Raw genomic sequence first — 11,865 nt, forward strand, 5'->3', positions numbered from 1 at the left:
CATGAATTCCAGTGTTTCCATTCAGGATCTGTCGCTCGATTTCGGTTCGGTCAACGTTCTGCAAAATCTCAATCTGGAGATCGGCGAGGGCGAGTTTCTCGTGCTTCTGGGACCATCCGGTTGCGGTAAGTCGACTTTGCTGAACTGTGTTGCAGGTCTGCTCGATATTTCCGAGGGTAGTATCTTCATCAAAGGGCGCAATGTCACATGGCAAGAGCCCAAGGATCGCGGCATCGGCATGGTGTTTCAGTCTTATGCGCTTTATCCGCAAATGACCGTCGAGAAAAACCTGTCTTTCGGTTTGCGCGTCGCGGGTCTGCCCAAGGCCGAGATCGACAAGCGCATCAAACGTGCGGCCGAAATCCTCCAGATTGAACCATTGTTGCAACGAAAGCCCTCGGCATTGTCGGGTGGCCAACGCCAGCGTGTCGCTATCGGGCGAGCGCTTGTGCGCGATGTCGATGTGTTTCTGTTCGACGAGCCGCTCTCCAATCTCGATGCCAAATTGCGTTCGGAACTGCGTGTCGAAATCAAACGCCTGCACCAGAAGCTCGGCAATACGATGATCTACGTTACCCATGACCAGATCGAAGCCTTGACGCTGGCCGATCGTATCGCCGTGATGAAAGGCGGTGTCGTTCAACAGCTTGCCGATCCGCTGACGATCTACAATCGCCCCAGGAACCGCTTTGTTGCCGGGTTTCTGGGTTCGCCTTCCATGAATTTCTTTTCCGGCGAAATCGCTTCGCGAAGCGGCAAGCCGGTCTTCCACATAGGCGAAGCCGCGGTGCAACTCGACGGTTACGACGGCGCGCTGGAGCAGGGGCGGAAGGTGACGCTGGGTGTCCGCCCCGAACATATCAGGCTTGATGTCGCAGATGGCTTCGAGGCGACCGTCGATCTGGATGAGCCGATGGGCGCGGATAGTCTGGTCTGGCTCAAGCTAAACGGACATGCGCTTTCTGCGCGTGTCGAGGCCGGTAAGCGTTATCGGGCAGGCGATAAGGTCAGGATCGGCTTCAAAGCCGACGCCCTGTCACTATTCGATTCTCAGTCTGAGGAAAGGCTTTAGATGAACAGCTACGCACGAGCGCGATAGCGCTTCCATCATATGTGAAACGACTGACTTTGAAGAGACGGCACGAAGAATTCGGGCCGTGACGGGAGCGCTTTGTCTCGTCGAAGCCCGGTTAAAATTCAGGATTTGGTTCGAAGGATGAAAGACATGAACGGATATTCCTATCAACTCTATAGTTCCCGCAACTTCCAGCCATTGGAGCGCACTTTGACCATGCTGCGCGATCTCGGCTACAGCCGGGTGGAAGGATATGGCGGCATCTATGGTGATCCGGTTCAACTGAAGAAAGATCTCGATGCTCTCGGGCTTTCCATGCCGACGGGGCATTTCGGTCTCGATATGTTGGAAAACGAAATCGACCGTGTTCTGGAGATCGCAAAGGTTGCCGATATGAAAGCAATCTTTTGTCCCTATCTCGACGCGGATCGCCGTCCGGATACGGTTGCAGGCTGGCAGGCGTTCGGCAAACGGCTTGCCGCTGCCGGTGAACCCTATCGCAAGGCAGGCTACGCGTTCGGCTGGCACAATCACGATTTCGAGTTTCGGGTGCTGCCGGACGGCTCGGTTCCGCAAGAACATATTCTCGATGCGTCGCCGGAACTCGCATGGGAGGCCGATATAGCCTGGATCATCAAGGGCGGGGCCGACCCTCTTCGATGGATCGAACGCTATGGTGACCGCATCCTCGCTGTGCACGTCAAGGATATTGCGGTTAGCGGTGAAAAGACCAACGAGGACGGTTGGGAAGATGTGGGCCATGGAACGGTCGATTGGGCTGGATTGTTCGCAGCCCTGCGCAAAACGCCGGTGCGCTATTTCGTGATGGAACACGATAATCCATCGGACGATACGCGGTTTGCCAGCCGTTCCATCGAAACCGTAAAGACACTTTGATCTGGAGAAGAAAATGACGAACATACTTGGTGTCGGCATTATCGGTTGCGGAAATATATCGGCGGCCTATCTGCGGCTTTCGCCGATGTTTCGATCCATCGAAATTCGGGCATGTGCCGATATTAATCCAGCGGCGGCCAAGGCGCGCGCTGAAGAATTTGGCATAAAGACTCAGACCATCGATGAATTGCTGCAGAATGACGACATCGATATCGTCGTCAACCTGACTATTCCTGATGCGCATTACGCCGTCACAAAACAGATACTGGCCGCAGGCAAGCACGCCTATTCGGAAAAGCCGTTGGTTTTGTCCATGGAACAGGGGCTTGAACTGAAGGCGCTCGCCGATGGTCGCGGCCTCAAAGTGGGCTGCGCTCCCGACACATTTCTTGGTGGAGCGCATCAGCTTGCCCGGCGTGAAGTCGATCGTGGTCATGTCGGACGCATCACATCGGGCACTTGCCATGTCATGAGCCATGGCATGGAGCACTGGCACCCGAACCCGGATTTCTTCTTCAAGCGCGGCGGTGGTCCCATCCTCGATCTGGGGCCCTATTACATTGCCAATCTGATCAACCTGATCGGTCCGATAAAACGGGTTGCGGCGCTGACCTCAGCCGCGACGCCGACGCGGACTATCCTGTCGGAACCACGCAAGGGACAAATTATCCCGGTTGAAACTCCGACCACCATCCATGCGCTCCTTGAGTTTGAACAAGGCGCGACAATCACATTGTCTGCAAGCTGGGATGTCTGGTCGCATCGCCATGCAAATATGGAACTATATGGCACGGAAGGATCGCTCTATCTGCCCGATCCGAACTTCTTTGGCGGCGACGTGCAGGTGGTAAAACCGGGTCAGCCTGCGACGACTGTTGAAAATTGGAGCCATCCATTTGGTATTGCGAATGAAGAACATTCCAATGGTATGATGGCGAATTATCGTACAGCCGGATTGGCCGACATGGCGACTTCTATTCTGGAAGGCCGTGACATGCGCTGTTCGCTTGAACGCGCCTTGCATGGTGTCGATGTCATGCTCGCCATTCTCAAATCGGGCGAGGAGGGGCGTTTCGTTGAGGTGGCGACAACGTGCACCAGACCTGAAGCGCTTGATATTGCCGCCGCCGAGGCTTTACTGCTTCCGGCACAAGCCGAAGCAAAGCGGGCAATGAGCTAGCTTCTTCTTTTCTCGAATAGCGCAAGCCGTTCGATCGTCGGAACGGCTTGTAGCTCAACTTGTGCTTTCATTATCCTATCGTCTGGAGCGATTTTAGATCCGCTCCATTGATGCGCCCCAAAATCGCCTTGCCGAGCTGTTGCCCGGCCAGTTTGAAACTTTCCTCCACCACAATCAGGCCGGGGCGGAACCAGCGTAGAATTTGAGTGGACTGCTTCGCAGCAACATCAACTTCCTGACCGATATGCAATCCGGCATCTTCAATGCCCGCAACAACAGCCAATGCTGCTGCGCTGCCCGAACATATGATGCCATCGGGGCGATCAGGACTTTTCATCAGATCGGCGATATAAACACGAAGATCTTCAAGTGGTGTATCGAGATCAACACCTTCCAACGGCGAACCGAAGCAACCAAATTCCCGCAACCCTTCATAAAACCCATTGACCATATGGCGGTAATAGGTCAGCTGCGCTGGAGGGGTCAACAACACAAGCTTTTTGCGCCCGCAAGCGCTTAGCTCCCCCACCATCCTTCGGGCAAATGCTTGATTATCGAAGTCGTGATATGGATGGTCAATGCCTGCATCCGTTCGCCCGTGGGTGGCGAATGGAAAATCATGCTCGATCAGATAATGCACACGCTGATCGTCGGGTTCTGTACGTGAAAAAATGATACCATCAGCGGAGCCGGTCTCAACGATATAGCGTATCGGCTCAATGGGCGCTCTGGAGTCGAAATAGGGTGTCACGATCAGATGATATTGGGTCTCGGCCAAAACGTCGGCCACGCCATGAATGACCTGACTGGTAAAGCCCATGATTTCGTCCTGTGTATTGAGGACAAGTGCGATGACGTTCGTCTTGCCTGTGCGCAGTCGCACTCCCGCCCGGTTGGGGCGATAACCGATTTGGCGCGCAATAAGCTGAACGCGTTTTCGAGTTTCAGGGCCGATTTCAGGAGCATCTTTCAAAGCGCGCGAAACGGTCGTGACACCGAGCCCAGTCATGAACGCGATCGTCTTCAACGTGGGCCGGTCATTCTCGTGGAATGATGTTGCCGGATTAAGTGGCTTCGAAGCGCCAGAACCTCGTTTGTCATTCATGCGCATTCTGTCCAAAAACAAAGGTCAATACAGGAGTTAACACCCAAACCATATTGTGCTGAACAACGAACGACAAGAACTAGTTAGAGCGTTAATATCGCAAACTATTTTCAACGACCACAGATGGGATTTTTAGGTTTGCCATACGGTTTGTATCTGACGGTGTTGTGACCCGGAAGATCGCGCGATGGACGGCACATGTGCTGAGCATTCATGCACAGGGAGGCTATCAGCCTGCAATACCGTTATACCGCGCCGCTTGTCGAGCCGGCGCTTCTGGCGATCATGTTTCACCGTATGGCTTTCAGGAGGGTGGCATAGATCCGGTTTAAAGATGTTTCGATAATATTCGCCCAAGCAATCAAGGCGATTTATGTGATATTTTAGATACATTAAGATATTAGAATTTTGATGGTTGCCTTTCCCCGCCAACGACCGGCGCGTGTATTTTTCAACCGAAGTCGATGTTTTCTAACGATAAAAGCTGAGTAATTTATGCATGTTTATTTTGTCCGCCTAGAATTCTTCTAAATCATTGTGATTGCGCGATATTTTTCGGACCTCTATGGCGTGAGACAGCTGCTATTTCGCAAATGCGGCTGTAAACATGTTGTCTGGAGCGCGCGAAGGAATGACTTCCCGGTTTTGGGATCTGACTGAACTTTATGAGAGCGAGCATATTAGTCTGCGGACTTTTGTGCGTCGTATTGTCGGAAACGCCGCCGCAGCCGAAGATGTCGTTCAGCAGGCCTTCCTGAACCTGCTTTCCCACTATGACGATGCGGCACAGGTGCCGGGTCCCGCTTATGTGAAGCGCACAGCGCGCAATCTTGCGCTTAATCACTTACGTGACGCCCGTCGCAGGGCGGATGTGGAGTTGGAAGACGACGCGCCGGAGCGTTACGCCGACGGCACGCCTTCGCCGGAAATGACGGCGCTATTTCGCAGCGAGCTGCGACGTCTTTTGCAGGCCATCGCGGATTTGCCGCCGCGCCGCCGTCAGGCTTTCGTCCTCAATAGGATCGAAGGCCTCACTTACGATGAAGTGGCCGCGCGTATGGGAATTTCGCGCAATACGGTTATAACCCAGATTGTAGCGGCTCTGGCCGAACTCGACAAACGGCTCTCCGCATAGGAAGAGCCAAGGCAGTTGTGGACAGGCATGAAGGATTTCGAGACTGACCCGGTTTTCATGAAAGCGCTGGAATGGTTCGTGCTTTTGCAGGACAAAGCCGTTAGCGCCGATGACCGGTGTGCGTTCTCGGTCTGGATAGCGTCCGATCCGGCCCACCAGCTTGCTTATGAGCGTGCGCAAGCTCTGTGGCAGCGCTTTGATGCCGTGAAACCCGAATATGATAGATACAAGGGATCGAACCGTATCAGCAGGCGGGGTGTCGTTCTGGGCGGCTTCGCGGCGCTGGTACTGACGCCCGGTGCCTATATGCTGTCGCACCCCGGCTTGTTTGCGACCTACAAGACGGCTGTGGGCGAGCGCCGAAGCTTTACCCTTGCCGATGGCAGCACGGTGGAGCTTGGCAGTTATTCCGCCCTTTCGGTCGATTTTTCGGACAAGCGCCGCGATCTGGTGCTGCATCAGGGACAGGGCTTCTTTCAGGTTGCCGCCGATGCGACGCGCCCTTTTGTGGTTTCCGCCAAAGGCGGCACCATCACCGCACTTGGTACGGCATTCGATGTCAAGCTGGACGAAGATGCGGTGATCGTTACCGTGGTTGAACATGCCGTGTCGGTGGCCTTTGGTGATGCTGCGCCAGTTCGACTTGATGAAGGCTGGCAGCTGACGTTCGGTGGTGGCGCTATCGCCACGCCGCATCGCTCTGACATTCAGATCGTCGAAGCATGGCGCAATGACCGCGTTATCTTTGAAGATGTACCGCTGCGCCGTGTGCTGACGGAACTCGAACGTTATCGCCGAGGCAGGATTTTCCTGACCGATGCCGAAATAGGCAATATGCCGGTGACGGCGATCTTCGATACTCGCGATGCGGAAGCGGCGCTTGCCACCATTGCGGAAACCCTTCCCGTCAAGGTTATGAACGCTTCCGGCTGGGTAACAGTCGTCACACGGCGTTAACCTGACAAAAATTATCAAAAATATTTTCCGGACCGCTCATTAGTTCGCGTTTCCGAGGTGTCTAACCATCTGAGGGGCTGCTTGGCGGCCGCCATGAAACAGAGTTTCCCGCCCGTCGGCGGGGTGTCAGACATTGGGGATTGCAGCATGCGCGTGGATAAGACGAGGGGAATTCAGACAGGGATTGGCCAGGGACGCGCAGCTCTTCTTCTCAAATTGAAGTTTTCCTTGCATCTTCTGGCAGCAAGCGCACTGGTTGCCGTCGCTTCGTTTGCGACAAGCCCGGTCTGGGCGCAGGCCGCGGGCGCCGGGCAACAGGTGCAGCGTATGTCTTTCAATATTGCGGCGCAGCCTTTGTCCAAGGCTCTGGTGCAATATTCCAATAATACCGACGTCCAGCTTTTCTACGATGCCAATATCGTGCGCGGCAAGAATTCCACTGGCGCAAAAGGCACGCTCACCCGCTCGGAAGCGCTGAACAGCATTCTGTCCGGCTCGGGCCTGTCCTATCGCATTCGCGGAAACACGGTGACTATTTCAGCCCAACAGGCTGGCGATGCGGGAGCCGTGGCTGCGGACGGTTCGCTGCTTCTCGACACGATCACTCTGCAAGGCGCAGTCGCAGGCGATACATCGGGCAGCGTTGTAGTCGAAAACTCCAGAGGCGCAACCAAGACCGATACGCCCTTGATTGAAGTGCCGCAGTCGGTTTCGGTGGTCAGCCGCAAGCAGATCGAAACCCAGAATGCGCAGAGCGTGACAGAAATCCTGCGCTATGTGCCGGGCGTGACCATTGAAACCTATGGCCCCGACCCGAAGGGTTATGACTGGATCCTGATGCGTGGCTTCAACGCCCAGTCCACCAGTTCCTACCAAGATGGACTGCGCCAGCTTTCCAACAGCTACACCTTCTTCCGCACCGATCCCTATGAGCTGGATTCGATTGAAGTGCTGCGCGGCCCGGTGTCATCGCTCTATGGCCAGAGCGATGCTGGCGGTTTGGTCAACCGCGTCACCAAGAAGCCGCAGGCCGAAGCCTTCCATGAAACCTCGGTGGAATATGGCAGCTATAACCGCAAGCAGTTCGGCGTCGATCTGACGGGGCCGGTCAATGAGGACAAGACGCTGCTTTATCGTATGATCGGCGTGGTGCGCAAAAGCGATACGCAGTTCGAATATTCCAATGGAGACGAGGTCAAGGACGACCGCTACATGTTTGCACCGTCGCTCACCTGGGCGCCGGACGCCGATACGTCGCTGACTGTCTCCGGCCAGCTTTTGCGTGACGACAGCGGCGGCAGCGTTCTGCCCGCCACGATCAGCAATCTCTATCCGAACTCTCCGAATATTCTGGTTGGTGATCCCGACTTCAACAGAAGCGTGCAGAAGCAGGGCAGTATCGGCTATGAGTTCGAACATCATCTGAACGACATCTGGACGTTGAAGCAGAACCTGCGTTACGGTCAGGTGAGTTTCCTTCTCGACAACGTGCTGGCGCTCGGTCTCGGACCGACGGGGATTACCCGGCAGGCGCGCCGTTTCGACGAGAATATGAGCGGCTTTGTCGTAGACAATCAGGCAGTTGCCGAATTTGAAACCGGCAATATCGCGCATGAAGCGTTGCTCGGTCTTGACTATTCCTATTCCAACTCCGATGTCACGCAATATCGTGACCCGGCACCGAGCCTCAATCCTTTCAACCCGTCTTACGGTATTCCGATCTCCGTGCCGACGACGCAGACGCAGAGCTATCGTCAAAAATACAATCAGACCGGCGTCTATGCGCAGGATCAGGTCAAATTCAACGACAGCTGGATCTTCACACTCGGCGGTCGCTATGACTGGCTGAACCTCGACAATCACAATCGTCTCGACGACAGCGATACCGACCAGAATATCGGCAAGTTCAGCGGTCGTGCTGGCGTCACCTATGTCACGCCATGGGGGATTGCGCCTTATGTCAGCTATTCGGAATCCTTCGTTCCAAATCTTGGCACGGACAATAGCGGCAACACCTTCGATCCGTCGGAAGGGCGTCAGTGGGAAGCCGGCGTCAAATACCAGCCGAAGGAATTTGACGGCCTGTTCACGATGGCGTGGTTCGACATCGTGAAGTCGAATGTCGTTTCCTACAGCTACATCGATGGCCCGCAGGCAACCGGCGAGGTCCATTCACGCGGTCTGGAACTGGAAGGCAAAGTCAACCTTTCCTATGGCTGGGACTTCATTGGGTCCTATACCTACACCCATACCGAAATCACCGAAGACGCCGCCGCCTATATCGGCAAGCAGTCGACGATGGTGCCTGAACATCAGGCTTCGGCATGGCTGAATTACACATTCAACAGCGGCGCTTTGGAAGGCTTGAGCCTTGGTAGCGGCGTGCGTTATGTCGGTTCCAGCTATGGTGACAAGGCCAATACCGTCAAGGTTGACGGCCGCACTTTGGTCGACGCTGGTGTGAGCTACAAATACAAGGACATGACCTTCCAGCTCAACGCGACGAACCTTTTCGACAAGAAGTATTTCACCACCTGTGAAGATACCGTCAGCTGCTATGAAGGCGACCGCCGCTCGGTTATTGGCCGGGTGAAGGTCAGCTTCTAGGGCAGATGCTTTGCTGACACGTCGCCAGATATTATTGGGTTCGGGCCTCGCGCTTTGCGCGGGGCTTTCAGGCTTTGGTTCTACGGTTGCCGCCGCATCTGCTCCGCGTGTCGTGGCGATCGATTGGGCTGCGGCGGAAGCCATGCTCTCGTTCGGAATTGTACCCGTGGGGCTTTCCGATACAAGTTTCTACCGTCAGCGTATGGCGGCGCCGGTTTTACCGGAAACGGTCGTTGATGTCGGGCCTTTCTGGGAGATCAATCTTGAAGCGCTTGCAGCGCTGAAGCCCGATTTTGTGATCGCGACGGATTATAATCTGGTGATGACCCCGCGCATCGCCGATGTTGCGCGTGTCGCGCTGGTGCCGAGCATCACGACGCCCAATGTCGAACGATACCAGCTGGCGATCGAGATATTGAACCGCGTCGCGAATTTGTGTGGTGTTTCGCCTTCCGTGCCATCTTCCGTGGTGGAGGATGCGGAAACGCGCTTTGCAAAGGCGCGTGAAACGGTCTCAATACATAAGTATGCGGTGGGTGTCATGCTGCCTGATATTGGCGGCCGTGAAATGACCATGTATGGCGAAGGCACGCTTCCCGATGCCGTGTTGCGAAAACTCGCACTTTCGAATGTCTGGTCTGGCCCGGTGAATGGAACCGGCATGGCTCGTGTCGGGCTTGATCAGCTGGTGGAAAGCGCTGACGCGGCATTTCTCGTCGTGGACATTCCCTCGCAACGGATTCAGACCGAACGCTCCTTACAGCAAAACACCATGTGGAAACTGCTCCGACCGGTGCGCGATGGACGCGTCGCATGGCTGAACCAGTTTCATCCCTTTGGCGGCGTGCCTTCCGCGGCCCATCTGGCAGATCTCATCGCCTCGGCATTGGAGAACATGGCGTGAGCGGCCTTGAAACAACCTGCGCCCGCCCGCGAAAATCCTCCCTGCGCTGGATAATGCTGGCCTTCTCGGTGGCATGTGTAGCGCTGTTGATTGTCCAGGGCTTTCTTAGCATCGCTAAGCCCGCAGAATGGCTGCATATTATAACAGCTCCCAATCCCGACGATCCGCGCCATGTGATCGGTTATTACAGCTTTCTGCCGCGTCTTGCGGTCGGCCTGCTCGTGGGCGGTGCGCTCGGGCTTGGCGGCGCGGTGTTTCAAACCGTTCTGCGCAATCCGCTGGCTGAACCCGGACTTTTGGGCGTCGCCTCCGGCGCGCAGATCGCACTGGCTTTCACCCTGGTTTTCGCACCCGGCCTGTGGATCGCGAGCAATGAAGCTATAGCAATCATCGGTGCGGGAATGGCACTCAGCCTTTCGCTGTTCATCGCCTCTCGCGGACAGTTTTCTTCGACGACTGTCGTATTGGCCGGTTTGATGGTTGGACTTTATTGCAATGCAATCTTCAGCCTGCTTGTACTCTTCAATCATGATTACCTCATCAACCTGCTGACCTGGCAGGCAGGTTCCCTGCAGCAGGGTGGGTGGGAAGTCTGTCTCTATCTGCTTCCGCGCCTCCTGCCGCTTGCAGTACTCATCTTCATTCTGCAACGTCCGCTCAATCTTCTATCGCTCGGTGATAACCAGGCAAAGGGCCTTGGTATTTCACCAGCAATGATGCGGCTGGTTCTGCTTGCTGCCGCTGCCGCGACTGCTGCGGTCATTACCAGCAGTCTTGGGCTGATTGGTATGATCGGACTTGCCGCGCCCAACCTTGCGCGCGCCTTTGCCCCCGGGCAGGACGGGCGCAGGCTCGTGTGGTCGGCTTTGCTCGGCGCGTTGCTGCTTGTCGGTATCGATCAGCTGTTGCGGGCCATTGCGCCTTTCGTCGGCAATATTCCCGCGGGCGCCGCTACGGGCCTCTTCACAGGACCAATTCTCGTCATTCTGGCAAGCCGCGTTCGTCTGCCCGGTGTTTCGTCAGCACAAGAAGGTACCTCGACTGGAAAGAGACTCCAGAAGCCGTTGCGCCTCCTCTTTGCCCTTTCATGCGCTCTTGCCTTTTGCATGATCCTTTCAGTGCTGGTGTCGAATACGCCTGACGGCTGGAGTTTTGCCGCGCCAGAGGCCGTAACAGGGTGGCGCGGGCCAAGAATTTTTGCTGCGGCGGGCGCCGGCATATGTCTCGCAGTTGCGGGCCTTGTTCTGCAGGGTACGCTGCGAAATACGATGGCCAGTCCTGATTTGCTCGGCATCGGCTATGGTGCGGGTTTTGGGCTTGCAATCGCGGTGCTCTTCATGGGCGATGCGAGCGGCTTTTCCAAGCTTGCCGTCGCCACCTTCGGCGCATTGGTCGTGCTGAGTGTCATTGCCGGGATCGGCTGGCGTACTGCTTTTCAGCCCGAACGCGTTCTTCTCATCGGCGTTGGCTTGGGGAGCATGTTCCATGCTCTGATGATCCTGCTTCTCGCCAGTGGCAATCCGCGGGTGGCTGGCCTCCTGAACTGGTTTTCAGGGTCGATGGGTAACATCGGCTGGAATGATGCGGCTTTGGGTTGCATCTGCGCGACTATCGTTCTGCTTGCAGCCCTTCTGTTCAGGCGACCGCTGGATATCTTTCCATTGGGCGATGTAACGGTGCGCTCTGTTGGCCTTAAAGTTTCGTCAAGCCGGGCGATCCTTCTTGCCATTGCAGGACTTGGAACAACGGCGGCGACGATCACTGTCGGGCCCGTCAGCTTCATTGGTCTTATGGTGCCGCATTTTGCAGCAATGCTCGGGTTCCGAGGGGTGACGATGCGACTTCTGGCCAGCGCTCTGCTCGGCGCCTTGCTGCTCGTATTTGCAGATTGGCTTGGGCGCAATCTCGCCTATCCGTGGCCCATGTCGGCGGGCCTGCTTGCCTCTCTTATTGGCGGGGGATTTTTCCTTCGCTTATTGTCAAAATCGGTCCGATGATTGGTGAT

9 protein-coding genes are annotated in these 11,865 nt (G+C 55.7%); 8 read left to right on the forward strand and 1 reads right to left on the reverse strand.

Annotated features, from left to right (window positions below; all coding sequences use genetic code 11):
- Position 1 precedes the first annotated feature (1 nt).
- The 3 genes from FIC94_RS17965 (at position 2) to FIC94_RS17975 (ending at position 3,152) form a co-directional block, all read left to right on the forward strand.
- Positions 2 to 1,072 (forward strand): ABC transporter ATP-binding protein, encoded by a 1,071-nt coding sequence (locus FIC94_RS17965; protein WP_140025883.1) that lies wholly within the window; start codon positions 2 to 4, stop codon positions 1,070 to 1,072.
- A 153-nt stretch (positions 1,073 to 1,225) separates the two neighbouring features.
- Positions 1,226 to 1,972, forward strand: coding sequence for a sugar phosphate isomerase/epimerase family protein (locus FIC94_RS17970; protein ID WP_140025884.1), 747 nt, complete (start codon positions 1,226 to 1,228; stop codon positions 1,970 to 1,972).
- A 13-nt stretch (positions 1,973 to 1,985) separates the two neighbouring features.
- Complete coding sequence (locus FIC94_RS17975) at positions 1,986 to 3,152, forward strand: Gfo/Idh/MocA family protein (protein ID WP_140025885.1); 1,167 nt, start codon at positions 1,986 to 1,988, stop codon at positions 3,150 to 3,152.
- 70 nt (positions 3,153 to 3,222) lie between these two features.
- Here FIC94_RS17975 and FIC94_RS17980 read toward each other — a convergent pair whose 3' ends face one another.
- Positions 3,223 to 4,257, reverse strand: a complete 1,035-nt coding sequence (locus tag FIC94_RS17980; RefSeq protein ID WP_140025945.1) for a LacI family transcriptional regulator — start codon at positions 4,255 to 4,257, stop codon at positions 3,223 to 3,225.
- A gap of 631 nt (positions 4,258 to 4,888) precedes the next feature.
- On the opposite strand from FIC94_RS17980, the gene FIC94_RS17985 reads away from it, so the two are divergent.
- From FIC94_RS17985 to fhuB, 5 genes are all read left to right on the forward strand, one after another.
- A complete protein-coding gene (locus FIC94_RS17985; protein WP_140025886.1) occupies positions 4,889 to 5,392 on the forward strand; it encodes an RNA polymerase sigma factor in 504 nt (167 codons plus the stop codon).
- A 27-nt stretch (positions 5,393 to 5,419) separates the two neighbouring features.
- Complete coding sequence (locus tag FIC94_RS17990) at positions 5,420 to 6,349, forward strand: FecR family protein (RefSeq protein ID WP_140025887.1); 930 nt, start codon at positions 5,420 to 5,422, stop codon at positions 6,347 to 6,349.
- A gap of 147 nt (positions 6,350 to 6,496) precedes the next feature.
- Positions 6,497 to 8,956: a TonB-dependent siderophore receptor gene (locus FIC94_RS17995; protein WP_140025888.1), complete on the forward strand. Its 2,460-nt coding sequence runs from the start codon at positions 6,497 to 6,499 to the stop codon at positions 8,954 to 8,956.
- A 10-nt stretch (positions 8,957 to 8,966) separates the two neighbouring features.
- A complete protein-coding gene (locus tag FIC94_RS18000) occupies positions 8,967 to 9,860 on the forward strand; it encodes an ABC transporter substrate-binding protein (protein ID WP_235892059.1) in 894 nt (297 codons plus the stop codon).
- Positions 9,857 to 11,857, forward strand: coding sequence for a Fe(3+)-hydroxamate ABC transporter permease FhuB (gene fhuB, locus FIC94_RS18005; protein WP_140025889.1), 2,001 nt, complete (start codon positions 9,857 to 9,859; stop codon positions 11,855 to 11,857). Before FIC94_RS18000 ends, fhuB begins: the two co-directional genes overlap by 4 nt.
- The last annotated feature ends 8 nt before the right edge of the window (positions 11,858 to 11,865 follow it).

It is taken from the genome of Ochrobactrum teleogrylli (assembly GCF_006376685.1).
Taxonomy (GTDB): Bacteria; Pseudomonadota; Alphaproteobacteria; order Rhizobiales; family Rhizobiaceae; genus Brucella; species Brucella teleogrylli.

What these genes read in the sequence shown, in the direction of transcription:
- FIC94_RS17965 (WP_140025883.1), top strand. Translation starts at nt 2, where the DNA reads ATGAATTCCAGTGTTTCCATTCAGGATCTGTCGCTCGATTTCGGTTCG.
- FIC94_RS17970 (WP_140025884.1), top strand. Translation starts at nt 1,226, where the DNA reads ATGAACGGATATTCCTATCAACTCTATAGTTCCCGCAACTTCCAGCCA.
- FIC94_RS17975 (WP_140025885.1), top strand. Translation starts at nt 1,986, where the DNA reads ATGACGAACATACTTGGTGTCGGCATTATCGGTTGCGGAAATATATCG.
- FIC94_RS17980 (WP_140025945.1), bottom strand. Translation starts at nt 4,257, where the DNA reads ATGAATGACAAACGAGGTTCTGGCGCTTCGAAGCCACTTAATCCGGCA.
- FIC94_RS17985 (WP_140025886.1), top strand. Translation starts at nt 4,889, where the DNA reads ATGACTTCCCGGTTTTGGGATCTGACTGAACTTTATGAGAGCGAGCAT.
- FIC94_RS17990 (WP_140025887.1), top strand. Translation starts at nt 5,420, where the DNA reads ATGAAGGATTTCGAGACTGACCCGGTTTTCATGAAAGCGCTGGAATGG.
- FIC94_RS17995 (WP_140025888.1), top strand. Translation starts at nt 6,497, where the DNA reads ATGCGCGTGGATAAGACGAGGGGAATTCAGACAGGGATTGGCCAGGGA.